The sequence below is a fragment of the Microbacterium sp. MYb62 genome (assembly GCF_002979475.1).
In the GTDB taxonomy this organism is placed as follows: Bacteria; Actinomycetota; Actinomycetes; order Actinomycetales; family Microbacteriaceae; genus Microbacterium.
Genome location: NZ_PCOY01000001.1, coordinates 27680 through 51373, shown reverse-complemented (window position 1 = coordinate 51373; position 23694 = coordinate 27680). Strand labels below are relative to the sequence as shown.

The 23694-nt window shown below is 68.3% G+C and carries 22 protein-coding genes and 1 tRNA gene; 17 read left to right on the top strand and 6 right to left on the bottom strand.

The window, feature by feature from the left end; genetic code table 11:
* Window positions 1-3: 3 nt before the first annotated feature.
* The 4 genes from CQ042_RS00240 to CQ042_RS00225 are packed head-to-tail and all read left to right on the top strand — an operon-like array spanning window position 4 to window position 4409.
* Window positions 4-1926, top strand: coding sequence for a biotin carboxylase N-terminal domain-containing protein (locus CQ042_RS00240; protein WP_105668242.1), 1923 nt, complete (start codon window positions 4-6; stop codon window positions 1924-1926).
* 2 nt (window positions 1927-1928) lie between these two features.
* Window positions 1929-3077, top strand: a complete 1149-nt coding sequence (locus CQ042_RS00235; RefSeq protein WP_105668241.1) for an acyl-CoA dehydrogenase family protein — start codon at window positions 1929-1931, stop codon at window positions 3075-3077.
* 40 nt (window positions 3078-3117) lie between these two features.
* A complete protein-coding gene (locus tag CQ042_RS00230) occupies window positions 3118-3606 on the top strand; it encodes a MaoC family dehydratase (RefSeq protein ID WP_105668240.1) in 489 nt (162 codons plus the stop codon).
* Entirely contained in the window at window positions 3603-4409 is an 807-nt protein-coding gene (locus CQ042_RS00225; protein WP_105668239.1) for a CoA ester lyase, read from the top strand. Before CQ042_RS00230 ends, CQ042_RS00225 begins: the two co-directional genes overlap by 4 nt.
* On the opposite strand, the gene CQ042_RS00220 is transcribed toward CQ042_RS00225, so the two are convergent.
* Window positions 4410-4997 (bottom strand): histidine phosphatase family protein, encoded by a 588-nt coding sequence (locus CQ042_RS00220; RefSeq protein WP_105668238.1) that lies wholly within the window; start codon window positions 4995-4997, stop codon window positions 4410-4412.
* Window positions 4994-5833, bottom strand: a complete 840-nt coding sequence (locus CQ042_RS00215) for a Sir2 family NAD-dependent protein deacetylase (protein WP_105668237.1) — start codon at window positions 5831-5833, stop codon at window positions 4994-4996. The genes CQ042_RS00220 and CQ042_RS00215 overlap by 4 nt, the downstream gene beginning before the upstream one ends.
* 122 nt (window positions 5834-5955) lie before the next feature.
* On the opposite strand from CQ042_RS00215, the gene CQ042_RS00210 reads away from it, so the two are divergent.
* A complete protein-coding gene (locus tag CQ042_RS00210; RefSeq protein ID WP_105668618.1) occupies window positions 5956-6756 on the top strand; it encodes an RNA methyltransferase in 801 nt (266 codons plus the stop codon).
* 5 nt (window positions 6757-6761) lie between these two features.
* On the opposite strand, the gene CQ042_RS00205 is transcribed toward CQ042_RS00210, so the two are convergent.
* A complete protein-coding gene (locus tag CQ042_RS00205; protein WP_105668236.1) occupies window positions 6762-7589 on the bottom strand; it encodes an SGNH/GDSL hydrolase family protein in 828 nt (275 codons plus the stop codon).
* A 148-nt stretch (window positions 7590-7737) separates the two neighbouring features.
* On the opposite strand from CQ042_RS00205, the gene CQ042_RS00200 reads away from it, so the two are divergent.
* Both CQ042_RS00200 and CQ042_RS00195 read left to right on the top strand, forming a co-directional pair.
* On the top strand, window positions 7738-9480 hold the full coding sequence (locus CQ042_RS00200; RefSeq protein WP_105668235.1) for a DEAD/DEAH box helicase: 1743 nt from the start codon (window positions 7738-7740) through the stop codon (window positions 9478-9480).
* A gap of 152 nt (window positions 9481-9632) precedes the next feature.
* Entirely contained in the window at window positions 9633-10733 is a 1101-nt protein-coding gene (locus CQ042_RS00195; RefSeq protein WP_105668234.1) for a VIT1/CCC1 family protein, read from the top strand.
* Window positions 10734-10748: 15 nt separating this feature from the next.
* Here CQ042_RS00195 and CQ042_RS00190 read toward each other — a convergent pair whose 3' ends face one another.
* On the bottom strand, window positions 10749-12089 hold the full coding sequence (locus CQ042_RS00190) for a DUF1254 domain-containing protein (protein WP_105668233.1): 1341 nt from the start codon (window positions 12087-12089) through the stop codon (window positions 10749-10751).
* 138 nt (window positions 12090-12227) lie between these two features.
* Window positions 12228-12310: transfer RNA gene (locus CQ042_RS00185), tRNA-Leu, on the bottom strand.
* Window positions 12311-12421: 111 nt separating this feature from the next.
* On the opposite strand from CQ042_RS00185, the gene CQ042_RS00180 reads away from it, so the two are divergent.
* Both CQ042_RS00180 and CQ042_RS00175 read left to right on the top strand, forming a co-directional pair.
* Complete coding sequence (locus CQ042_RS00180) at window positions 12422-13717, top strand: M20/M25/M40 family metallo-hydrolase (RefSeq protein ID WP_105668232.1); 1296 nt, start codon at window positions 12422-12424, stop codon at window positions 13715-13717.
* Between the two features lie 41 nt (window positions 13718-13758).
* Window positions 13759-14583 (top strand): undecaprenyl-diphosphate phosphatase, encoded by an 825-nt coding sequence (locus CQ042_RS00175; RefSeq protein WP_105668231.1) that lies wholly within the window; start codon window positions 13759-13761, stop codon window positions 14581-14583.
* 7 nt (window positions 14584-14590) lie between these two features.
* On the opposite strand, the gene CQ042_RS00170 is transcribed toward CQ042_RS00175, so the two are convergent.
* The gene (locus tag CQ042_RS00170) at window positions 14591-15439 is read right to left on the bottom strand and encodes a PAC2 family protein (RefSeq protein ID WP_105668230.1); all 849 of its coding nucleotides are present in this window, start codon (window positions 15437-15439) and stop codon (window positions 14591-14593) included.
* An 81-nt stretch (window positions 15440-15520) separates the two neighbouring features.
* On the opposite strand from CQ042_RS00170, the gene CQ042_RS00165 reads away from it, so the two are divergent.
* From CQ042_RS00165 to CQ042_RS00130, 8 genes are read left to right on the top strand one after another with little or no spacing between them, the layout of a single operon-like run.
* Window positions 15521-16213, top strand: a complete 693-nt coding sequence (locus CQ042_RS00165; RefSeq protein ID WP_374954449.1) for an HAD family hydrolase — start codon at window positions 15521-15523, stop codon at window positions 16211-16213.
* Window positions 16210-17229: a tRNA (adenine-N1)-methyltransferase gene (locus tag CQ042_RS00160; RefSeq protein ID WP_105668228.1), complete on the top strand. Its 1020-nt coding sequence runs from the start codon at window positions 16210-16212 to the stop codon at window positions 17227-17229. Before CQ042_RS00165 ends, CQ042_RS00160 begins: the two co-directional genes overlap by 4 nt.
* A 10-nt stretch (window positions 17230-17239) precedes the next feature.
* On the top strand, window positions 17240-18151 hold the full coding sequence (locus tag CQ042_RS00155) for a hypothetical protein (protein ID WP_105668227.1): 912 nt from the start codon (window positions 17240-17242) through the stop codon (window positions 18149-18151).
* The gene (locus tag CQ042_RS00150; RefSeq protein WP_105668226.1) at window positions 18151-19140 is read left to right on the top strand and encodes a YafY family protein; all 990 of its coding nucleotides are present in this window, start codon (window positions 18151-18153) and stop codon (window positions 19138-19140) included. The genes CQ042_RS00155 and CQ042_RS00150 overlap by 1 nt, the downstream gene beginning before the upstream one ends.
* Window positions 19140-20123 (top strand): YafY family protein, encoded by a 984-nt coding sequence (locus tag CQ042_RS00145; protein ID WP_105668225.1) that lies wholly within the window; start codon window positions 19140-19142, stop codon window positions 20121-20123. Before CQ042_RS00150 ends, CQ042_RS00145 begins: the two co-directional genes overlap by 1 nt.
* Window positions 20124-20167: 44 nt before the next feature.
* Window positions 20168-20404, top strand: a complete 237-nt coding sequence (gene tatA, locus CQ042_RS00140) for a twin-arginine translocase TatA/TatE family subunit (RefSeq protein ID WP_105668224.1) — start codon at window positions 20168-20170, stop codon at window positions 20402-20404.
* A 57-nt stretch (window positions 20405-20461) separates the two neighbouring features.
* The gene (gene tatC, locus CQ042_RS00135) at window positions 20462-21220 is read left to right on the top strand and encodes a twin-arginine translocase subunit TatC (protein ID WP_105668617.1); all 759 of its coding nucleotides are present in this window, start codon (window positions 20462-20464) and stop codon (window positions 21218-21220) included.
* Window positions 21217-23691: an RNA helicase gene (locus CQ042_RS00130; protein ID WP_105668223.1), complete on the top strand. Its 2475-nt coding sequence runs from the start codon at window positions 21217-21219 to the stop codon at window positions 23689-23691. The genes tatC and CQ042_RS00130 overlap by 4 nt, the downstream gene beginning before the upstream one ends.
* Window positions 23692-23694: the final 3 nt, after the last annotated feature.

Genomic DNA, 23694 nt, shown 5'->3' with positions numbered 1-23694 from the left:
GCCATGTCTTCCTCGAACGCCGTCTCCTTCCACACCGTCCTCGTCGCCAATCGGGGCGAGATCGCGCGCCGCGTCATCCGCACCCTTCGCGCGCTCGGCATCCGCAGTGTCGCGGTCTACAGCGATGCCGATGCGTCCGCACCCCACGTTCGCGAGGCGGACACCGCCGTTCGGATCGGTCCGTCACCCGCTGCGGAGTCGTATCTCGACATCGATGCCGTGATCGCCGCCGCCCGCAGCACCGGTGCGCAGGCCATCCACCCTGGCTACGGATTCCTCTCCGAGAGCGTCGGGCTCGCCGAGGCCTGTGCCGAGAGCGGTATCACCTTCATCGGGCCCTCCGTCGACGCGCTCCAGATCATGGGCGACAAGGCGCGGGCGCGCGATCACGTGCTGCGATACGGGGTTCCCGTCGTTCCCGGGTTCGATGCGAAGGGCCTCTCCGATGTCGAGATCGGCGAAGAGGCGGACAGCGTCGGATATCCGCTGCTCGTCAAACCCAGCGCCGGGGGTGGCGGAAAGGGTATGGAGGTCGTCGCTGACGCGGCCGGCCTGCGTGCAGCACTGGCATCAGCACGCCGGGTGGCCGCCGCCGCCTTCGGAGACGACTCGCTCATCCTCGAACGTCTGATCAGACGCCCGCGACACATCGAGGTGCAGGTCTTCGGAGATGCGCAGGGCACGGTCATCGCCCTCGGCGAGCGCGAGTGCACCCTGCAGCGGCGCCATCAGAAGGTGATCGAGGAGGCCCCCTCCGCGGGGATCCCCGCGCACACACGGGAGCGGCTCCTCTCGGCAGCCGTGCTCGCCGCGGAGAGCGTCGAGTACGTGGGCGCCGGCACGGTGGAGTTCCTCATCGATGCCGACGCGCCGGACGAGGTCTTCTTCATCGAGATGAACACCCGCCTGCAGGTGGAGCATCCCGTCACAGAGGAGGTCACGGGGCTCGACCTCGTCGCGCTCCAACTCCGTGTGGCCGATGGGCTTCCGTTGGATGTCACCCTGCGCCTTCGAGGCCATGCGGTCGAGGCGCGGGTGTACGCGGAATCCCCGGAGCGCGGATTCCTCCCTTCCACCGGAACGGTGCTGCTGTTCGATCCGCCCGCGGGCGTCCGCGTGGACGCGGCGATCGAGACCGGGAGCGAGGTGACCGGCTTCTACGACCCGATGATCGCGAAGGTGATCGCGTTCGCAGAGGACCGCAGCACAGCGCTCAAACGGCTGGATGAGGCGCTCGGACGCACCGTCGTCCTGGGCGTCGAGACCAACATCGCGTTCCTCCGGACCCTCTGCCAGGACGCGCGCGTCCTGTCCGGCGACCTCGACACGGGGCTCATCGACACCCTGCTTCCCCTCGAAGCCGAGCAGCCGTCGCCGGCACAGCTCGCGGCGGCGAGGGACGTCGCCTCGGGGTCCACCGAGCCGTTGCGATCCAGCACGCTGTGGCGCGATCTGCCCGGCTGGCGTCTGGGAGCCGAAGACGTGGCCCGTGCGCCGTTCACGGCGCTCACGGACGATGACGAAGAGGTCGAGCTCGACGAGGACGCGGCCAGGCGGTCTCGAGGCGCTGTCCGCGCCGCCGTGGACGGCGACGGGGCGGTGTGGGTCGCCGAGGACGGCCGCACCGTGCGTCTGCGCCCGATCGACCGGCGCCGGCGGATGCTCCGCCGCCTGGCCGCTCGCGAGTCGGGATCTGCGGCGAAGGAGCCGGAGGGTCGCGCCCCCATGCCGGGCAGCGTCGTCGCCGTGCACGTCAGGGAGGGCGAGTCGGTGTCGGCGGGAGATCCGCTCGTCTCGATCGAAGCCATGAAGATGGAGCACCCGGTGCTCGCCCCCCGCGACGGTGTGGTGCATCTGCTGGTCGCGGTGGGCGACCAGGTGCGGCGTGACCAGCCGGTCGCCCGCGTGACGACGGAGGAGAGTTGAACATGGAAGATCTGTCCGAGGAGGAGCGCGAGCTCGCCGCCATGGTGCGCGAGTTCGCCGAGACCGTCGTCGCGCCGCAGGCCTACGAGGCCGACCGCACGCACACGCTGTCGATGGACGTCGTGTCGCAGATGGGAGATCTCGGTCTGTTCGGTCTGCCGTTCCCGGAGGAGTACGGCGGCCAAGGCGGCGATTACATGGCGCTCGGCATCGCGATCGAGGCGCTCGGACGGGTCGACCAGTCCATCGCGATCACCCTCGAAGCGGGGGTCAGCCTCGGCGCCATGCCGATCTTCCGCTTCGGCACCGAAGAGCAGCGGCAGGAGATGCTTCCGGATCTGCTCGCGGGTCGGGCACTGGCGGGTTTCGGGCTCACCGAGCCCGAAGCGGGCAGCGACGCCGGTGCGACCCGGACCACGGCGCGGCTCGACGGCGACGAATGGGTGATCGACGGCTCCAAGCAGTTCATCACCAACTCGGGAACCCCGATAACCCGCTTCGTCACGGTCACCGCCGTGACGGGGAACGAGGACGGGCGCAAGGAGATCTCCACGATCATCGTGCCCAACGGCACTCCGGGCTTCACGGTCGAGGCCCCATACGACAAGGTCGGTTGGAACGCCTCGGACACGCATCCGCTGACGTTCGACGGTGCGCGCGTCCCCGCGTCGAACCTGCTGGGAACGCGGGGGACCGGATTCCGGAACTTCCTCAGCATCCTCGACGAAGGCCGCATCGCGATCGCGGCGCTCTCCACCGGCGCCGCGGAAGGGTGCTTGGAAGCCGCGGTCGAGTACGCGAAGAGCCGCACGATCTTCGGAGCCGCGCTCAGCACGCGCCAGAACGCCCAGTTCACGCTGGCGCGCATGCGGGCTCGGGTCCACACCGCGCGGCTCGCCTGGCACCACGCCGCCCGCCTGCGCGATGCGGGCAAGCCGTTCGCCGAGGCGGCCGCCATCGCGAAGCTCGTCGGAGGCGAAGCGGCGATGGACAACGCCAGGGACGCGACCCAGATCTTCGGTGGGAACGGATTCATGAACGAGTTCCCCGTGGGACGCCACTACCGTGATTCCAAGATCCTCGAGATCGGCGAGGGCACCACCGAGGTGCAGCTCCTCGTCATCGCGCGGGGACTCGGACTCGCCGGGTAGCGTGGCCCGTGCACCGTATCGCGCGACGAAGGGGGTCGGAATGACCACGCAGGACATCCTCCAGAGGGGGTTGTACTACGAGGAGTTCGTGGCGGATGCCCGCTACCTGCATCGTCCGGGACGGACGGCGACCGAGGCCGACAACGTGCTCTTCACCACCCTCACCATGAACACGCAGGCGCTGCACCTCGATGCGGCCTTCGCCGACACGCAGGAACCGTTCCGCGCGCGGCTGATGAATTCGATGTGGACGTTGTCGACCATGGTCGGTTCGTCGGTCGCGCAGTTGACGCAGGGGACTCTGGTCGCTCAGCTCGGCTTCGGTGACGTCGCCTTCCCGCGTCCGCTGTTCGCCGGAGACACGCTCTACACCGAGAGCGTCGTCGTCGAGAAGCGGCTGTCGTCGTCCCGGCCAGGACAGGGCATCGTGAAGATCGCGCACACCGGACGGAACCAGGACGGGACCGTCGTTGCCACCGCCGTGCGCTCCGTCCTCGTGCACTGCCTTCCGGAAGGAGCCCAGCCATGACCTTCGACCTCGGCCCGGCACTGCTGTTCTGCCCTGCCGATCGCCCTGAGCGCTTCCAGAAGGCGTCGGAGCGCGCGGATGCGATCATCCTCGATCTCGAGGATGCCGTGCTGCCGGACGCCAAGACGGTCGCCCGCAGGAATGTGATGGCCGCGGATCTCGACCCCGAGCGTGTGATCGTGCGGGTGAACGCGCCGGACAGCGACGCCTTCGCCGCCGACCTCGAGGCACTGGCGCGGACGGACTTCCGCACCGTGATGGTGGCGAAGACGGAGGACGCGGACAGCCTGTCGGCTTTCGACGACCGTTATTCGCTCATCGCCCTGTGCGAGACCGCCCGCGGCATCCACGCGGCCGACGGCATCGCTGCGCACCCGCTGGTCACGGCGATGATGTGGGGCGCCGAGGATCTCGTGGCCTCTCTCGGAGGCACCTCGTCGCGGAACGCGGACGGGGGATATCGCGACATCGCTCGCTACGCCCGCGCGCGCGTGCTCCTCGCGTCGGGGGCACAGGGAAAGGCCGCGATCGATGCCGTGCACATCGATCTCGATGATGCCGAGGGGCTCGAGAACGAGGCGAGCGATGCCGCCGCGTCGGGCTTCCGCGCGTCGGCCTGCATCCACCCGAACCAGGTGGCTGCGATCCGGGCGGCCTACCGACCGGACGAGGAGACCGTGCGGTGGGCGCGTGCCGTGCTCGCTGCCGCCGACGCGGAGCGAGGCGTCTTCCGGTTCGAGGCACGCATGATCGACGAGCCGGTGCTCCGCCACGCGCGCTCGGTGGTCTCCCGCGCCGTCTGATCAGAGGACCGGCGACTCCTCCAGCAGACGCAGGTAACCGGGAGCCGCCACGAAGCGGTGCACCGAGCCGTTCTGGAGGACTTCGCCCTCGCGGGGGAGCGTGCCGCCGGAGACGTGATCGATCACGGCGCGGATCACTCCGCCGTGGGCGACGACGATGACGGATTCCGCGCGGGGAGTGGACCGTCGACGTGCTTCGCGCGCGATCGCGTGCAGCGCCGCGATGGCGCGTTCTCCGACCTCGTGCAGCGACTCGGCGCCGGGGACCTCCGCGTGCCAGTCCCCGTACGTCTCGATGTAGTCGGGGACGAGCATGCCCTCCCCGTCGCCGAACTCGCGCTCGCGGATGTCGGGCACGACGCCGGCGATCTCCAGCCCGAGCCGGTCGGCGATGATCTCCGCGGTCTCCTTGGCCCGCAGCAGCGGACTCGTGTACACGGCGTGATGCGTGCTCGCGGCGAGCTTCTCCGCGGCCCATCGGGCGTCGTCGCGCCCGGTCTCGTTCAGCGGGATGTCGGTCGAGCCCTGGATGCGCCTGGCGAGGTTCCAGTCGGTCTGACCATGGCGGACGAGAGTGAGGTGGGTCACGAGAGGAGTTCCTGGAGTGCGGGGAGCACGTCGCTGGTGCCTGCGGCGATGGTGACATCGGCCCAGGCATCCGCGCGCGTCGGCTCGCGGTTGACGATGATCAGAGGGATGCTGCGGCGACGCGCGCGCTCGACGAGGCGCACACCGGAGTTGACCACCAGCGAGGAGCCGGCGACGATGAGGGCGGAACTGGAGCGCAGCAGCGACTCCGCCGCACGGAATCGGCCCTGCGGCACATACTCGCCGAAGAACACCACGTCCGGCTTGAGCATGCCGCCGCACACCGTGCAGACCGGGATGACGAAGCCCTCCGTGGTCTCGGGGAGGACGTCGCCGTCCGGTGCGAGGGCGACGTTCTCCGGCACCGTGATCCAGGGGTTGAGCTCCTCGATCTGCACGGCGACGTCGCGGCGGTCGAAGACCTGACCGCACTGCAGACACAGAACCCGGCGCATCGTGCCGTGCACCTCGATCACATGCGAGCTCCCGGCCCGCAGGTGCAGCCCGTCGACGTTCTGGGTGATGACTCCCGAGACGCTGCCGGCGGCTTCGAGCTGGGCGAGGGCGAGGTGCCCGGCATTGGGTTCGGCACGGGCGAACGCCTTCCAGCCGAGGTGTCCGCCGACCCAGTAACGGCGACGCGCGGCCTCGTCTCCCAGGTACGTCTGGATCGTCATCGGATCGCTGCGTGTCCTGGCACCCTCGCCGCGATACGCGGGGATACCGGAATCGGTGGAGATTCCGGCCCCGGTCAGAAGAGCGACCCGTTTCCCGCGCAGCAGCTCGGCGGCGTGGGCGATGGTGGCCGACAGCTCGGCGGTGTTCGACACGCTCACAGGACCTCCTCGAGCGAGTCTACGGCGTGGAGACGCCGCCGGGCGCTGCGTGCGAGGGGTCGACGCGCGGTCCCGCGACGCGCGGGGAAGTGAGGGGCCCGAGCGATGGCAGAGTGGAGCACGTGGAACTACTGACTGTGACCGACGCCGACGATCGACGCCTCGACGACTACCGCGCTCTCACCGATACGGCCCTCAGGGCCGTGCAGGATCCGGCCGGGGGACTGTACATCGCGGAGTCGACGAAGGTCATCGCCCGTGCGGTCGTGGCCGGTCATCGTCCGCGCTCCGTGCTGGTGCAGGAGCGTCGAGTGGACGACATCCGGGCGATCGTCGGCGATCTCGAGGTGCCGGTGTACGTCGTCCCCGACGAGGTGGCCGAGGCCGTCACCGGCTTCGCCGTGCACCGGGGCACGATCGCGTCGATGCACCGGCCCGAGCTGCCGAGCGTCCGTCAGGTGATCGCGGGCGCCACCCTCGTGCTGATCCTCGAGAACATCGGTGATCACACGAACGTCGGTGCCGCTTTCCGTGCGGCGGCGGGCCTCGGCGCGGATGCCGTGCTGGTATCGCCCGGGGGAGCTGACCCGCTGTACCGCCGCAGCGTGCGCGTGAGCATGGGAACCGTGTTCCAGGTCCCGTGGACGCGCATGGCCGATTGGGGATCCGCGGCTGCCGACCTTCATGCGGCAGGTTTCGACATCGCCGCGCTGGCATTGCGCGACGACGCCGTGACGCTCGATGCGTACGCGGCCGTGCGCCCCGAGCGCGTCGCCCTCGTCATGGGGTCGGAAGGGGATGGGCTGTCACGGACCGCGATCGACAGTGCGGACACCGTCGTCACGATCCCGATGTCCGGAGGGGTCGACTCGCTCAACGTGGCCTCCGCAGCCGCAGTCGCCCTCTGGTCGATGCAGCGCTGAGCGGGTCAGTCGCGCTCGGGCAGGATCACCGGCGACGGGTCGGGCCGCTTGGCGGCGAGGTTGTCACCCGATGACTGGTGGCGCAGTCGACGCAGGACCCAGGGGACCAGGTGCTCCCGTGCCCAGCCGAGGTCTTCCGAGCGCGCTGCGCGCCAGGTGCGCAGCGGGAAGGGCTCGGGCTGCATGGCCTCGAGGTCATTGGGGACGTTCAGCGCCCGCAGCGCCATACGGGCGACCTCGTGATGACCGAGGGCGTTGTAGTGCAGACGGTCGTCGTCGAAGAACCGCATGTCCTGCACGACCTTGAGCGCCCACTGATCGGCCACGATGCAGTCGTGGCGCTCGGCGATGGCGCGGACGTTCTCGTTGTAGATGGCGACTTTGCCCCGGAAGGCCCGGAAGACCGGGGTGAAACCGGTGTCGATGCCGGTGAACAGGAGCACGGCCGCTCCTGTCGATGACAACCGGGCGACCGCATCCTCGAGCTGGTTGGCGATCGCGTCGGGGTCGGTGCCAGGGCGGATCACGTCGTTGCCGCCGGCGCAGATGGACACCAGGTCGGGGCGCAGCGCGACCGCCGGCTCGATCTGGTCGGCGACGATCTGGGCGATCAGTTTTCCGCGGACGGCGAGGTTCGCGTAGGCGAAGTCGGGCACCTGAGCGGCGAGCACCTCGGCGACGCGGTCGGCCCAGCCGCGGTGGCTGCCGGGGTGAGCGGGGTCCGGATCGCCGATGCCCTCGGTGAAGGAGTCGCCGATCGCGACGAAACGGCGCCAGGGATGCGCGGTCTCGTTGGGGACATAGGGGGTCCGAGTCGAATCCTGGTCGGTCATCCAGCTCTCCTTCGCGAACGGTCTGCGAGGCGGCGGTGGCCGCAGCGCAGTGTCAGAGCCTACCCGCAGCCGCAGGTCCGGGGGAGGGGCGCGCGCGGGAATCGTGGCGAGTGATCCAGTGTCGTCGGCAGCGATTATCGTGGAGTCGATGCTCTCTCCGTCCTTTCCTCAGCGTGCCCCATGGGGAACCGCGAACAAGCTGCGCGCCTGGCAGCAGGAGGCGCTCGAACAGTACTTCGAGGCGGATCAGCGCGACTTCCTCGTGGCCGCGACGCCGGGTGCAGGAAAGACCACCTTCGCCCTCACCCTCGCCGTCGAGCTCATGCGCATGGGCGAGGTCAACCGGATCATCGTGGTCGCTCCGACCGAGCATCTCAAGACCCAGTGGGCCGATGCCGCGGCACGGGTGCACATCCGCCTCGACCCGCGGTTCCGGAACAGCGATTGGGCACCCGCGCGGCACTATCACGGTGCCGTGGTCACGTATGCGCAGGTCGCGGCGAAGTCGTCGGTGCACCGGCATCTCACCGAAGACGCGAAGACGCTCGTCATCCTCGACGAGGTTCACCACGGCGGTGACGCGCTGAGCTGGGGCGATGCCATCCGCGACGCCTACGGCCCCGCGAAACGTCGCCTGCTCCTCTCCGGCACGCCATTCCGCAGCGATACGGCGCCGATCCCGTTCGTCGAATACCACCCGGACGAGTCGGGCGCACGGATCTCGCGCACCGACTACAACTACGGCTACGGCCGGGCGCTGGCCGACGGCGTGGTTCGGCCCGTGCTCTTCCACATGTACGCGGGCAAGATGCGCTGGCGCACGACCACCGGCGATGAGCTCGAGACGCACTTGGGTCAGGACAACACGAAGGACGTGACGTCACAGGCGTGGCGGACCGCTCTCGATCCCGAGGGAGATTGGATGCCGGCGGTGCTGTCGGCAGCCGATCGCCGCCTCACCGAGATCCGCCATCACGTGCCCGATGCCGGGGGACTGGTGCTCGCGACGGATCAGACGGTCGCCCGTGCCTACGCGAAGATCCTGCACAGCATCACCGGTCAGCAGGCGACCGTCGTGCTCTCCGACGACGCGACCGCCTCGGAGCGGATCGAGAAGTTCAGTGCGAACGACGCCCGCTGGATGGTGGCCGTGCGGATGGTGTCCGAAGGCGTCGATGTCCCGCGTCTGGCCGTCGGCGTCTACGCGACGTCGTCGTCGACGCCGTTGTTCTTCGCGCAGGCCATCGGCCGCTTCGTGCGTGCTCGACGTCGTGGTGAGGCTGCCAGCGTCTTCCTCCCTCAGGTTCCGGTGCTCATGGGGCTCGCGAACGAGATGGACAAGCAGCGCGACCATGCGCTCGACCGGCAGTCGAAGGAAGAAGACGGTCTCGACGATTCGCTGCTCGAGAGCGCGAACCGCGAGGAGGAGACCTCGGACGCACTGACCCAGGAGTTCAGCTATCAGGCGCTCTCCTCGGTCGCGCACTTCGATCGGGTCGTGTTCGAGGGGCAGGAGTTCGGGCAGCTGGCCGAACCGGGCACGCCGGAGGAGGAGGAGTTCATCGGGTTCCCCGGCCTCCTCGAGCCCGAGCACGTGCACGAGCTGCTCATGCAGCGGCAAACCCGTCAGTCCCGTCTGCGGGAGACGCGTGAGGCCGCTGCGGGACCGACCGAGACGACGACGCTCCCCGCCCCGCTTCATCGCACCCTGAAAGAGCAGCGTCAGCTGCTGAACAGCCTCGTGGGTCTGTACGCCCGCCAGAAGGGGGAGCCCCATGGCGCTGTGCACGCGGAGCTCCGACGTATCTGCGGCGGCCCTGCCGTGGCTCAGGCGACCGTGACCCAGCTGCAGTCGCGCATCGAGGTGCTGCGCAAACGCGTGCGCTCCTGAGGCGAGCTTCCCGCCGGCGCTGACGCGGTCGTTGCGCAGCTTCGGATCCCCGAAATGCTGTCAATCCGCGTCTCAGCGGGGTGCGTGAACGACCACGCGGCTAGCGTGGAACGGTTGCCCGCGCCCCGGGCATCGTGACACCTGGAGGATCCATGACAGCCCCCGCTGCCGCCGCTGCACCGACCCCTGCCGACCGTCGGCGCTGGGCTCGCTACCTCGTCGAGGAACGAGCCGAAGGCACCGTCTACCAGAAGCTCGCCGCGCGGCGAGAGGGGGAGGAGCGTCAGATCCTGCTGAGCCTGGCCGATGCCGAGCGCCGCCACGAGCAGCACTGGCTGGACCTCCTCGGTGCGGAGCCCGTTCGGCTCCCGAGGGCGGGCATCCGATCCCGCATGCTCGGGTGGATGGCGGGTCGCTTCGGCTCCATCTTCGTCCTCGCGCTGGCGCAGAGCGCCGAGGCGCGATCCCCCTATGACTCGGAGCAGTACGCCACGCCCGCGATGCGGGCCGATGAGAAGGTCCACTACGAGGTGGTTCGCGGACTCGCCGCGCGGGGACGTCGGCGCCTCTCCGGCTCGTTCCGCGCCGCGGTCTTCGGTGCGAACGACGGCCTGGTGAGCAACCTCGCCCTCGTGCTCGGCATCGGCGCGACGGGAGTGAGTTCCGGATTCGTGCTCTTCAGCGGTATCGCGGGGCTTCTGGCCGGTGCGTTGTCGATGGGGGCAGGAGAGTTCGTCTCGGTCCGCTCCCAGCGCGAGCTCCTGGCGGCGACCGAGGCGAACGAGGACGCGGCCGCCGCTGCGGGCGACCTGGACATCGATGAGAACGAGCTCGCTCTGGTCTATCGCGCACGTGGCATGGAGCAGGAAGAGTCGTTGGCGCGGGCGCGCCGCATCGTCACGGCGGCGCAGGCGGGAGTGCGTCGCGCAGCGACGGGACCGGTGAACGTGCAACGCGGCGACGACCATGAGATCGTCGGCAGCGACTGGACCGCAGCGATCTCGAGCTTCCTGCTCTTCGCCTCGGGAGCGATCATCCCCGTCCTGCCCTGGATCTTCGGTCTGCAGGGCGCCGCCGCGATCATCGTCGCCCTCGTGCTGGTGGGCATCGCATTGCTCAGCACCGGCGCGATGGTCGGGGTGCTCTCGGGCGGTCCGCCGCTGCGACGCGCCCTCCGCCAGCTCGCGATCGGTTTCGGCGCCGCGGCGATCACCTACGTGCTCGGCCTCGTCTTCGGCGTCGGCGCGGTCTGATGCACGGGTGCGGGCTCATCCCTCCACTCGGGTGATCGCGGGTACCGCATAGCTGCCGTCGAGCACGGCCGGTTCGGGCTCGTACATCCGCATCACCGGTCGGAAGTCGCCGGCGGGTGCGGGGAGCCAGTTCGCCGCAGCCGCGGCGTCGGCGGGCCGCTCATGGCTGATCGTGATCGTCAGCGCCCCGTCCTCGTCCCGGACGAGTCCCGGAGTCCGATCGCCGATCGAGTAACGGGCGATCGGGTTGTCGACGAGGTAGAAGTCGGGCACCGAGTACATGGTGAGCGACCAGAACGCGGAGACGGGTGGCGGCGGGTCCAGTCGCAACGTGTACATGCGTTCCCCGGTCAGCTGCTCGCCGTGATCGTCGACGTAGGTCATGATGTACGCGGCTTCGTAGGGATGGTTGCCCCATAGCCCTCCGAGCGCCGCAGCCGCCCGCTCGGCGATGCGGAGATCCGTGTCCGCCATCGTGAAGCGCTCGTCGTCGAGTGCGCCGATCTCGAAGTAGTCGAGGTTGTAGTCGAAGACGTGGAAGGTGAGCTTCCACCCGTTGGCTTCGGGGCTGGATCCGTGTGTCAGAGCGGTGTGGAGCGCCTCCTTGGCGGCGTCCAGGCCACCGGCGAGGCGGGCGGCGTCCGCGCGCGAAAGCGACGCGAAGGGGGAGGCGCCCTCGTGGGTGATGCCGGTCGCAGCGAGGGACTGCTGCCGAGGGAGATCACGAGGGGCGGGTGGGAACTGCTGCGACCAGAGCCGGAGCTTCTCGAGGAAGAGCGCCTCCGGGGGGACACGCGGATCGGGCGTGGCGAGCCCTGCGGGGACGGCGTGCGGATCCCGGGGAGTGAGCGTGGTGGCATCCTGGAGCGCGTGCACGTCAGGCAGCTCTTCGTCGCCGCTCACCGCCCAGCGTCCGACGATGGACGCGACGGTCGTCGGAAAGCGGATGACCGTCGCATCACCGGCATCGCCCTCCCATGACGGAGGGACGAGGAGGAACGTGCCCTCGGATGTCCCCGTGGCCCGATGACCGACGTAGGCGAAGTTGTTCGTCCATGCATCGACGAACTGGAGGACGTAATACCGACCTGCGGCATCCGGGACGTGCAGCTCGACCGGCCCGACGCTGAGGTCGACCTGGGCGATGGAATAGAGCGTGTCGTTGTTGATCGTCACGAACGTGTCGGCCGGTCCCGCGAGGGTTCGGGCGTGACTGAAGCTGTTGAACGGGGCCGCGGGGTTCGCTCCCACGCCCGTCGTCGTGTAACGCGTCACCTGATCGAGATCGAACACGAGCGGGAACCCGTAGAGGTAGGCCTGGGTGAGGGTGGGACGATCGGCATCGAACGCTGTCATGCGGCTCACGATAGTCAGATCTCGCGAGAGCCGGGGGCCCGGTCATCCGGGCGGGATGAGTGTCCGGGCTGTGATCGGGGGCCTCCCGGAAAGCGAAGAAGGCCCCGGATCCGTGGATCAGGGGCCTTCTTCTTCCTGTGCGCGGAGGGGGACTTGAACCCCCACGCCCTTACGGGCACTACGACCTCAACGTAGCGCGTCTACCATTCCGCCACCCGCGCAGGTGTTGGATGATCGTTGCCGACCGAAGAATGACATTACCACGTCCTCAGCGGCCTCTCGAACCGAGCCATACGCCCGGGCGTGGCGCGCGGTTTCGGTAGCCTGGAGCCATGACCGATCCGTCTCTTCCGGAGGTCGTCCGCATCGCGAGCGACCTGATCCGCTTCGACACCTCCAACTTCGGCGGAGGCGACGCGAAGGGGGAACGCGAGGCCGCGGAGTACGTCGGCGCGTATCTCGAGGACCTCGGGCTCGAGGTCGAGTACTACGAGCCGATCCCGCGTCGCACGAACGTGATGGCGCGCGTGCGCGGACGCGACAGTGACAAGCCGGCACTGGTCGTGCACGGTCATCTCGATGTCGTGCCGGCGATGGCCGAGGACTGGAGCGTCGATCCGTTCGCCGGCCTCGTGCAGGACGGGATGCTGTGGGGGCGCGGTGCCGTCGACATGAAGAACATGAACGCGATGATCCTCACCTCCGTCGCGGAGATCCTCCGTGCAGGGGAGCAGCCGGAACGCGACCTGATCCTCGCGTTCTTCGCCGACGAGGAGAACGGCGGCGTCGAGGGCTCGGCGCTGGTCGTGCAGAACCGCCCGGAGTGGTTCGCGGGCGCGACGGCGGCGATCAGCGAAGTCGGAGGCTACTCGATCACCGTCGACGACCGTCGCGCATATCTGCTCCAGGTGGGAGAGAAGGCCCTGATCTGGATCCGACTGGTGGCGAAGGGCCGTGCGGGTCACGGCAGCCGCCTGCACGACGACAATGCCGTCACGAAGCTCGCAGAAGCGGTCGCGGCGATCGGACGCACGCGCTGGCCGATCCGGTTGACGTCGACGACCAGCGCCCTGCTCGAGGGCCTGAGCGCCCTGAGCGGACGCAGCGTCGACGACCCGGATGCTCTCGCGGCCGCCGCCGGACCCGCTGAGGCCTTCCTTCGGTCCTCGTTCCGCACGACGACCAACCCGACCGCGCTGAAGGCGGGCTACAAGCACAACGTGATACCCGAGCGTGCAGAAGCCCTCATCGACGTGCGCGTGATCCCCGGGACCGAGGATGCCGTCCTCGCCGAACTCCAGGAGATCGTCGGCGATGAGATCGCGATCGAGACGGTCGTGCGCGACATCGGCATGGAGACACCGTTCGAGGGCGATCTCGTCGAGGCCATGGTCGCCAGCATCGGCCGCCACGACCCCGGAGTCCCGGTGATCCCCTACCTGCTCGGCGCCGGTACCGACAACAAGGCGCTGGCCTACCTCGGCATCACGGGGTACGGATTCGCACCCCTGAAGCTCCCCGCCGACCTGGACTTCACAGGCATGTTCCACGGTGTCGACGAACGAGTGCCCGTAGAATCGCTTGTCTTCGGCCAGCGGGTGCTGACCGATCTGCTGCGCACGTACTGAGCGCCGCCCGCTCCGTGCCGTCCCTGAACTGAAAGCCCTCCATGCACCTGCTCGAAGCACTGATCCTCGGGGTCGTCCAGGGACTCACCGAGTTCCTCCCGATCTCCTCCAGCGCGCATCTGCGTATCCTCGGGACGTTCCTGCCATCGGGGGAGGACCCCGGCGCGGCGTTCACCGCGATCACGCAGATCGGCACCGAGGCGGCCGTGGTGGTCTTCTTCTGGCGTGACATCGTGCGGATCGTGACGCAGTGGTTCCGGTCGCTCGCGGGGAAGGCCCCCCGCAACGACCCGGACGCTCGCATGGGCTGGCTGATCATCATCGGCAGCATCCCGATCGTCGTGCTCGGACTCCTGTTCCAGGACCAGATCGAGACCGTGCTGCGCTCGATGTGGATCGTCGCGACCATGCTCATCGTGTTCGGCATCCTCCTCGGCATCGCCGACTACGTGGGGGCGAAGCGGCGCACGCTCGGCGACCTGACCTACCCGCACGGCATCGCCTTCGGGTTCGCGCAGGCGCTGGCGCTCATCCCGGGGGTCTCGCGGTCGGGCGGCACCATCACGATGGGCCTCTTCCTCGGCTATGAGCGGGCCGCAGCGGCCCGCTACGCGTTCCTGCTCGCGATCCCGGCCGTGTTCGGCAGCGGCTTCTATCAGGTGTTCAAGAGCTGGGACGAGCCGTCGTTCTTCTCCTTCGGCGACACGCTCGCCGCCACGGGCATCGCGTTCGTGGTCGCACTCGGCGTGATCGCGTTCTTCATGAACTGGATCTCGAAGCGCAGCTTCCTGCCGTTCGTGATCTACCGCATCCTGCTCGGCACCGTGCTGCTGGTCCTGCTCGGTACCGGGGTGATCGCGGCCTGAGCCGAACTCAGCGTTTGCGGTCGCCCGGGCCGTCGTCGCGGCGGCGGAGGTAGCGCTCGAACGCCTGGGCGATCGCGTCACCCGACGCCTCGGGGGAGTCCCAGGTGTCGCGGGTGCGCTCGAGCTGACGGATGTACTCGGCCATGTCCTCGTCTTCGGAGGCCGCGGCGTCGATCGACGCCTCCCATGCCGCTGCCTCGGTGCGGAGGGCCTGGCGGTCGACGTCGACGCCGGTGAGCTCTTCGAGCCTGTCCAGGAGTGCGAGTGTCACCTTCGGCGAAGGGGTCGCCGAAGCGACGTAGTGGGGAACGCTGGCCCACAGGCTCGCCGTGGGGATGCCGGCGTTCTCGGCGAAGTGCTCGAAGACGCTGAGGATGCCGACCGGGCCCTCGTAGAGCGAGCGTTCCAGGCCGTGCGCCTCTCGTACCTGCTCGTTCTGGCTGGAGGCGAAGATCGAGATCGGGCGGGTGTGCGGGACATCCGAGAGCATCGCGCCCAGGGTGACCAGCCCGGTGATGTCGTCGCGCAGGGCGACGTCGATGAACTCGGAGGCGAAAGCCTGCCAGGTGCGCGCGGGCTCCGCGCCGGTGAGCAGCCAGAACTCGGGGCCGGGCCCCGGATCGCGCGGACGCCAGAGTCCCGCTTCCGGCCACGTGAGCTGGCGACGGCCTTCTGCATCCATCTGTGTGGAAGGGCGGGTGTACTGGTAGTCGAAATACAGCTCGGGGTCCACCGAGTGCACGAGGTCGTACTCCGTCGACGCACGCAATGCTTCGATCGCACCGCTCGCCGCTTCACCCGCATCGTTCCAGCCGTCGAAGGCGGCGATGACGATGCGTGGACCGAGAACATCCATCGAGGGCTCCCTTCGAGTTCGTGGACGTGATCCTTCCAGGCTAGTCCGCGTCGGCGGGATGCGGGTGGCGCCCCGGCTAGCATGGGTTCAGTGAGCAGACAGCCCAGCGCGGTCCTTTGGGACATGGACGGAACACTCGTCGACACCGAACCGTATTGGATGGCGGCCGAGACCGCACTGGTCGAATCGTTCGGCGGCACCTGGAGCCACGAGGACGCGCTGCAGCTCGTCGGGAGCGGACTGCTCGACAGTGCCGAGATCCTGCAGAACGCGGGTGTCTCGATGGAGGCCGAGGCGATCGTGTCGCATCTGACCGACGTCGTGCAGGAATCGCTCCGCACACAGGGGGTCCCGTTCCGTCCCGGCGCTCGGGAGCTCCTCCGCGACCTGCGCCACGCGGGGATCCCGACCGGCCTCGTGACGATGTCGATGCGTCGGATGGCGCTGAGCGTCGTGGATCTGATCGACTTCGAGGCGTTCGACATCGTCGTCGCCGGCGACGACGTGGACAACCCCAAACCGCACCCTGAGCCGTATCTGCAGGCGGCAGCACTCCTGGACGTGGACATCTCCGAGGTGATCGTCATCGAGGATTCTCCGACGGGTGTCCGTGCCGGGCTCGCTTCGGGTGCCCTGACGCTCGCGGTGCCGCATATCCTGCCCCTGGACCACCTGGGTGCCCACGAACTCTGGGCCACGCTCGACGGCAGGGGAGCAGCAGACCTCACCGATCTGTTCGACAACCGGAACGCCGTGTCAGGAGCCACCCGATGACCGATACCCGTCCGCAGCGACCGAGCGGTCCGTTCCGCGTGGGGGATCGCGTGCAACTGACCGGCCCGAAGGGGCGCCTGCACACCGTCACCCTCCGCGAGGACGGCGAGCTCCACACGCACCAGGGCGTGCTCCGTCATCGCGATCTGATCGGATTGCCCGACGGCTCGGTCGTGGCCAACAGCTCCGGCCACGACTACCTCGCCCTACGCCCCCTGCTGCGCGACTTCGCGATGTCGATGCCGCGCGGCGCGGCCATCGTGTATCCGAAGGATGCGGCTCAGATCGTCATGCAGGCCGACATCTTCCCCGGGTCGGTCGTGGTCGAGGCCGGCGTCGGGTCGGGTGCGCTCTCGCTCTCGCTGCTGCGGGCCGTGGGGTCGGCCGGGAAGCTGATCTCCTTCGAGCGTCGTGAAGACTTCGCCGATGTGGCGCGCGGCAATGTCGAGACGTTCTTCGGCGAGCACCCCGACACCTGGCGCGTCGTCGTCGGGGATCTGGTCGAGGCTCTTCCGAACGAGGTCGCCCCGGGGTCCGTCGACCGGGTGGTGCTCGACATGCTGGCACCGTGGGAGTGCATGGACGCCGTGGCGGACGCGCTCACGCCGGGCGGAGTCGTCCTCTGCTACGTGGCGACCGCGACACAGCTCTCGCGCGTCGCCGAGTACATCCGCGGCACCGGGCTCTTCACCGATCCGGATGCGTCGGAGACGATGGTCCGCGGCTGGCATGTCGAAGGGCTCGCCGTTCGCCCTGATCACCGCATGGTCGCGCACACGGGCTTCCTCCTCACGGCGCGACGCCTCGCGCCCGGGGCCATCGCACCCTCCGTCAAGCGACGAGCTTCCAAGAGCAGCTACGGCGACGAGGATGTGGAGGCATGGACGCCCGGTGCCGTCGGCGATCGCGAGATCAGCGACAAGAACCTGCGCAAGCGCGCCAGAGAAGCCGAGAAGGCGGCAGAAGGTGCGCGTCTGGCCGCGGCATCGCGCGAATCCGGGCACGCGACGGAATAGACTGGAGCGCGTGCGTAAAACGTCCGCCGTTCTGGCATCCCTCAGCCTCGCCGTCCTCGCCCTGACCGGGTGCACCACGACAGCGTCCGACGGCGCTGCCGCCTGCGATCGCGGCGGCAACGACAAGATCCTGAACGTCGCCGACGTGTCCGGGGACCTCGGCTCCGCGCCGGAGGTCACGGTCTTCGACCCCGTCAAGGGCGACGAGACCTCGTTCGCCGATGTCACGGTCGGCGACGGACTCGCCCTCACGACCGACTTCCAGCCCGTCGTGCTCGACCTCGCCTTCTACGGCGGCGACAGCGGCAAGAAACTGTACGAGTCCGAGTTCAACGGCGATCCCAGCCGTGTGCACAGCATCGACTACTGGGCGCAGCGTTCGCCCGGATTGGCCGATGTGCTCGAGTGCGCGACCGGCGGCAGCCGGGTCCTGGCCGTTCTGACGCCGGAGGACTTCGGCCCGCAGAACGTCGAGGCCTTCGGCCTCGACAAGGGTGAGAACATCGTCGCGGTCATCGACGTGCTCGACGTCATGCCGTCGAAGGCCTCCGGTGCGCTGCAGTTCAACGACGCGCAGGGGCTTCCGACCGTCGTCCGCGCTCCCGATGGCACCCCCGGCGTCATCATCCCCGATGTCCCCGCGCCGACGGAGATCACCACGCAGACGCTCATCAAGGGCGACGGGCCTGAGGTGAAGGCCGGCGATGCCGTCGTGACGAACATCATGGGCGTCAGCTGGGACGACAAGAAAGTCACGACGAGTTCGTGGGGCGCAGAGGCCAGCATCGGCGCGGCTGTCGAACAGCTCGTCGGTGCCACGGTCGGATCCCAGCTCCTCATCGTCTTCCCCGCCACCGAGGCCGCGCCGGCCACCGCGATCGTCGTCGACATCCTGGGCGCAGTGACGGCGCCCACACAGTGATGGCTGCCCGGATCCCTGCGGAGGAGCGCCTGACGAATCTCGTCGTGGCGCTGATGTCCACGGAGATCGGGCTGACGAAGCAGCAGATTCTCGACAACGTCTCCGGGTACCGGCAACGTGCAGACGCCGGCACACGCTCCGACGCTCTGGAGAAGATGTTCGAACGGGACAAAGAAGAGCTGCGCGCGCTCGGCGTGCCGATCGAGACCATCGGCGATGCCGCCGATCCGAACGATCTGCGCGAGGCGCGATACCGTATTCCGCAAGCGGAATACGACCTTCCCAGTGATATCGAGTTCTCGCCGGCCGAGCTCGCGGTGCTGCAGCTCGCCGGCAGCGTGTGGAGCGCGGAGTCCGTCTCGGGCGACGCACAGTCCGGCGTGCGCAAGATCAGGGCGCTGGGCATCGACGGCGATGAGCCGATCATCGGCTTCGCGCCGCGGATCACGGCGCGAGATGCGGCGTTCTCGCCGCTTCAGGACGCCATCGAACGCTCCCGGGTGGTCGCCTTCGACTATCTCAAGCCCGGAGAGGATGCGCCTCGCCGTCGCACGATCCGCCCTCTGGCGCTGGTCGACTATGAAGCCCGTTGGCACGTCTTCGGCGTCGACGTGGACGTCGACGAAGACCGCACCTTCCTGCTCAGCCGTATCGTCGGAGAGGTAAAGGTCACCGCGAAGTCCTTCGCGTCCTCGCTCCGCGACGGTGCGGGGGAGCGCGCCCTGTCCGGTCTCGAACGGGTCGCCTCCGAGAACTCCGCGCTGCTGGAGGTCACCCCGGGTACCGAGGCCGCGCTCCGGCTCGGTCGACGCGCGACCTCCGCATCCCAGGGGATCCACGTCCCCTTCGTCGACGTGCACATCCTCGCCGATGAACTCGCCTCGTACGGGCCGGAGGTGCGGGTGGTCGAACCCGCCGTCCTGCGCGACGCCGTGATCGATCGGCTCCGTGCGGTCGTCCACGCTCACGCCGATGCGGAGGAGGCATGATGTCCACGAAGTCCAAACCGCTCCTCGCCGCAGATCGTGTGCGGCTCTACCTCACCCTCGTGCCCTACCTCCTCGAGCACGGACAGGTGTCGCTCTCCGAAGCGGCGGCGGAGTTCGGCGTCACACCGCAGGAGATGCGCGGCATGGTGGAGAAGCTCACGGTGATCGGCCTCCCCGGCGAGTCCGGCTATTGGCAGCAGCCGCAGGAGATGTTCGACATCAACTGGGACCTGCTCGACCTCGAGGACGAGATCGAGATCACCAATGACGTGGCGCTACGACGAGTGCCTCGATTCACGGCCCGAGAGGCGGCGGCGCTGCTCGCCGGTCTGCAGATGGTCGCGGCCGTGCCCGCCGTCTCCGATTCCGGTCTGGTCGCCGGCCTGATCTCGAAGCTCTCCCGGGGAGCCGCCGATGTCCCGGCCGATGTCGTGGTGGCGCCGACGGCCGTCGACGAGGTCCGCGAAGCCGTGGCGCGAGGACTGCACGAGGGCGTCGCGATCTCCTTCACCTACCAGGCCCCGGATGCCGAGCCGACGACGAGGACCGTCGACCCGATGCAGATCCTCATCACGAACGGGCAGTGGTATCTGCAGGGGTGGTGCCATCTGCGACAGGCGATGCGCACGTTCCACCTCGATCGTGTGAGCGCGCCGACACTGACCGAGATCCCGATCACCCACGGTGGCGATCAGGTTCCGGAGGCGTTCTCCGGCCTCGACGATGAGCGCGAGGTCGCCGTCCGCGTCCCCGAGCGTCTCGCGCCGCTGCTGAGCGGCTTCGTGCCCACCGGGGCTGCCGACGTGATCGACGGCGCTGTGACGACGCACCTGCACCTCGCCGATCCTCGCAGCATCAAGAGGCTCGCCGCGCGCTTCGGCGGAGCGATGGAGGTGCTCGATCCCGGGGTCGCCCGCACCGCGACGCGTGAGTGGGCGGCGTCGGGACTCGCCCTCTACCACCAACCCGATGCAAAGGATTGAACTGTAGACTGGATGGAACGCTCACCGACGACGGGAATCCTGACATGTTCGCTGGAATGCAAGGCTGGCACCTGCTTATCGTGCTGGCCGTGATCCTCCTTCTGTTCGGTGCTGCCAAGTTGCCGGCTCTCGCCAAGAGCATGGGGCAGTCGGCTCGTGTGTTCAAGGGTGAGATGAAGGCGATGAAGGAAGACGACGCCACTCGCGCCGATTCCACGGCCGTCGATCCTCCCTCGGTGAAGGACCCGGGCACCGACCCTGAGACTCCTCCCCGCGCCTGACCGGCCGTGGCAGCCATCGAACCGACCGTGATGCCGAAGGCGGACCGGGATCGGCGGATGTCGCTCGGCGCGCATCTGGTCGAACTCCGCAAGCGTCTGATGTACGCGGCGCTGGCGCTCGTCGTCGGCATGGTGGTGGCTTTTCTCATCACCGATCCGGTCATCAGCTTCATCACGAAGCCGATCAATGACATCGCGGAGCAACGCGGCGAAGACGTCGCGGCGCTCGTGTACTCGACGATCACCGGCCCCTTCGACATGCGGATGCGGATCGCGTTCTCGTTGGGGCTGTTCATCTCCGCCCCCGTGTGGCTCTGGCAGATCTGGGCGTTCATCATGCCCGGGCTCACGAAGAAGGAGATCCGGTACACCATCGCCTTCGTGGCGGCGGCGGTGCCGTTGTTCTTCGCCGGCTGCTACGTCGGTGTCATGATCCAGCCGCACATCATCGAGCTGATGGCCGGTTTCACTCCGGAAGGCGCCAAGAACCTCTTCCAGGCCCAGGAGTACTACGACTTCATCTTCAAGCTGATGATCGTGATCGGGATCTCGTTCGTCCTCCCGGTGTTCCTCGTCGCCTTGAACGTCGCGGGCGTCATGTCGGGCCGCGCGATCCTCAAGGGCTGGCGCGTCGCGATCATCATCGCCACGGTCTTCGCCGCGCTGGCGACACCCGCGGCGGACGTGATCAGCATGCTGATGCTCGCCGGAATCCTCATCGTGCTCTTCTTCGCGGCCGCGGGGCTCTCCCTCATCTTCGACAGACGCAAGCGCAAGCGTGACGCGGCATCGGGGCTGCTGCCGGATCCGGCATGAGTTCACCCTCGGAGAAGTACGCGCGCGCTCAGGAAGCGGCTGAACATCCTCAGTCCTCAGCCTTCGCCGCATTGCAGAAGTTCCAGCTCGACCCGTTCCAGGTGGCCGGCTGTCACGCGCTGGAGAACGGCCGCAGCGTGCTCGTGGCCGCTCCCACCGGTGCCGGCAAGACGATCGTCGGAGAGTTCGCGATCCATCTCGCGATGCAGACCGCGAGCGACAAGGCGTTCTACACGACGCCGATGAAGGCCCTGTCGAATCAGAAGTTCCGCGAGCTCGTCGATGTCTACGGCGCCGACGACGTAGGGCTCCTCACCGGCGACACGAACATCAACGGCAACGCGCGCATCGTGGTGATGACCACCGAGGTCCTGCGGAACATGATCTACGCCGATGCCGCGGCGCTCCGCGATCTGCGCTACGTGATCATGGACGAGGTCCACTACCTCGCTGATCGCTTTCGCGGGGCGGTGTGGGAAGAGGTCATCATCCACCTCCCGGCGCGGGTACGGCTGGTGTCGTTGAGTGCCACCGTGTCGAACGCGGAGGAGTTCGGTGATTGGCTCGACACGGTCCGCGGCGACACCGAGGTGATCGTCTCCGAGATCAGGCCTGTGCCGCTGGAGCAGCATGTGCTCGTCCGCGACGACCTCCTTCCGCTGTTCGACGATCGCGCGGGAATCGCCACAGCGCAGGTGAACCAGGAGCTGATGCGCATCCGCTCCTCGACGGGGTCGAACTACGACAACAACCGGCAGGCTCAGTCCTATCGCAGCAACCGTCACGCGGGTCGCCAAGCCCAGCGTCCGCCGCGCGGCGGCCGTCGTCCGGTCCGAGCCTCGAATGCCCGCAGCATCGAGCGGATGGACCGTCCCGACGTCGTCCGCCTGCTCGAGCGATCCAACCTCCTTCCCGCGATCTTCTTCATCTTCAGCCGGGTGGGCTGCGACGCGGCCGTGCAGCAGATGCGCCGCTCCGGCATCAGGCTGACGTCGAACGAGGAGCGGGCCGAGATCCGCGCGATCGTCGAAGAGCGCACGCGCACCCTCCAGGAGGAGGATCTCGGCGTGCTCGGGTATTGGGAATGGCTCGACAACCTCGAGCGGGGAGTCGCGTCCCATCACGCCGGGCTGCTCCCCGCGTTCAAGGAAGTCGTCGAAGAGCTCTACCAGCGCAAGCTCGTGAAGGTCGTCTTCGCCACCGAGACGCTGGCCCTCGGCATCAACATGCCGGCGCGAACGGTCGTGCTCGAGAAGATGGAGAAGTTCAACGGGGAGGCCCGGGTCGCCATCACGTCGGGGGAGTACACGCAGCTCACCGGGCGTGCAGGGCGGCGGGGGATCGACGTCGAGGGCCACGCCGTCGTGCAGTGGACGGAGGGGATGGACCCGCAGGCGGTCGCCGCGCTCGCTTCGCGTCGCACCTATCCGCTGAACTCCAGCTTCCGGCCCACCTACAACATGGCCGTGAACCTGATCGACATGTTCGGCAAGAACAGGGCCAGGCAGATCCTCGAATCGTCGTTCGCGCAGTTCCAGGCCGACCGCGCCGTCGTCGGACTGGCTCGGCAGGTGCGGGAGTACGAAGAGTCGCTCGCCGGTTATCAGAGCGCGATGGCTTGCGAACACGGGGACTTCCCGGAGTATGCGGCCATCCGCAGGGAGCTGAGCGACCTCGAGAAGAAGAATCGGCAGGACTCGCAGGCGCCTCGGGCGTCCCGCGACAAGCGGCTGAAGCGCATCCAATCGCTCCGCACCCAGATGCAGCGTCACCCCTGCCATCGCTGCCCCGACCGGGAGGCCCATGCCCGGTGGGCCGAGCGCTACTGGAAGCTCAAGCGGCAGACCGATCGCATCCGTCGTCAGATCGAGACGCGCACGGGAACGGTGGCGCGCGTCTTCGACCGTGTGGTCGAGGTGCTGGAGACGCTGGACTATCTGGTGGACGACGGCGAGGAGACCGCTCTGACCGACGCCGGACGCACCATGCGTCGCATCTACGGTGAGCGAGACCTTCTGGTCGCCGAGTCACTGCGACAGGGGCTGTGGGCTGGTCTCGATGCCCCATCCCTTGCGGCCATGGCCTGCTGTCTCGTCTACGAGCCGCGCCGCGATGAGGCGAACGCTGGAGAGCGCGATCTTCCGCGCGGTGCCTTCCGCGCCGCCTACGAGAAGACGACGACACTCTGGGCCGAGCTGGATGACCTGGAGCAGGACCATCACCTTCCGGGCAGCGAGCCTCTGGCGGCCGGGCTGGCGGGGGCGATGCACGCGTGGGCTCGCGGAGGGATGCTCGATCGGGTCCTGATCGACGCGGACATGGCGGCCGGAGACTTCGTGCGCTGGGCCAAGCAGACGATCGATCTGCTCGACCAGCTGTCGATCGTCGCCGAGGACGGGGCGCTCGCTCGCACTGCACGCTCGGCGCTCGACGGCGTCCGGCGTGGCATCGTCGCCTACTCGTCGATGTGAGGA

Bases quoted from the DNA above. Each gene is read 5' to 3' on its own strand.
- CQ042_RS00240 (WP_105668242.1), top strand. From the start codon at position 4: ATGTCTTCCTCGAACGCCGTCTCCTTCCACACCGTCCTCGTCGCCAAT.
- CQ042_RS00235 (WP_105668241.1), top strand. From the start codon at position 1,929: ATGGAAGATCTGTCCGAGGAGGAGCGCGAGCTCGCCGCCATGGTGCGC.
- CQ042_RS00230 (WP_105668240.1), top strand. From the start codon at position 3,118: ATGACCACGCAGGACATCCTCCAGAGGGGGTTGTACTACGAGGAGTTC.
- CQ042_RS00225 (WP_105668239.1), top strand. From the start codon at position 3,603: ATGACCTTCGACCTCGGCCCGGCACTGCTGTTCTGCCCTGCCGATCGC.
- CQ042_RS00205 (WP_105668236.1), bottom strand. From the start codon at position 7,589: ATGACCGACCAGGATTCGACTCGGACCCCCTATGTCCCCAACGAGACC.
- CQ042_RS00200 (WP_105668235.1), top strand. From the start codon at position 7,738: ATGCTCTCTCCGTCCTTTCCTCAGCGTGCCCCATGGGGAACCGCGAAC.
- CQ042_RS00195 (WP_105668234.1), top strand. From the start codon at position 9,633: ATGACAGCCCCCGCTGCCGCCGCTGCACCGACCCCTGCCGACCGTCGG.
- CQ042_RS00190 (WP_105668233.1), bottom strand. From the start codon at position 12,089: ATGACAGCGTTCGATGCCGATCGTCCCACCCTCACCCAGGCCTACCTC.
- CQ042_RS00180 (WP_105668232.1), top strand. From the start codon at position 12,422: ATGACCGATCCGTCTCTTCCGGAGGTCGTCCGCATCGCGAGCGACCTG.
- CQ042_RS00175 (WP_105668231.1), top strand. From the start codon at position 13,759: ATGCACCTGCTCGAAGCACTGATCCTCGGGGTCGTCCAGGGACTCACC.
- CQ042_RS00170 (WP_105668230.1), bottom strand. From the start codon at position 15,439: ATGGATGTTCTCGGTCCACGCATCGTCATCGCCGCCTTCGACGGCTGG.
- CQ042_RS00165 (WP_374954449.1), top strand. From the start codon at position 15,521: ATGGGTTCAGTGAGCAGACAGCCCAGCGCGGTCCTTTGGGACATGGAC.
- CQ042_RS00160 (WP_105668228.1), top strand. From the start codon at position 16,210: ATGACCGATACCCGTCCGCAGCGACCGAGCGGTCCGTTCCGCGTGGGG.
- CQ042_RS00150 (WP_105668226.1), top strand. From the start codon at position 18,151: ATGGCTGCCCGGATCCCTGCGGAGGAGCGCCTGACGAATCTCGTCGTG.
- CQ042_RS00145 (WP_105668225.1), top strand. From the start codon at position 19,140: ATGTCCACGAAGTCCAAACCGCTCCTCGCCGCAGATCGTGTGCGGCTC.
- tatA (WP_105668224.1), top strand. From the start codon at position 20,168: ATGTTCGCTGGAATGCAAGGCTGGCACCTGCTTATCGTGCTGGCCGTG.
- tatC (WP_105668617.1), top strand. From the start codon at position 20,462: ATGTCGCTCGGCGCGCATCTGGTCGAACTCCGCAAGCGTCTGATGTAC.
- CQ042_RS00130 (WP_105668223.1), top strand. From the start codon at position 21,217: ATGAGTTCACCCTCGGAGAAGTACGCGCGCGCTCAGGAAGCGGCTGAA.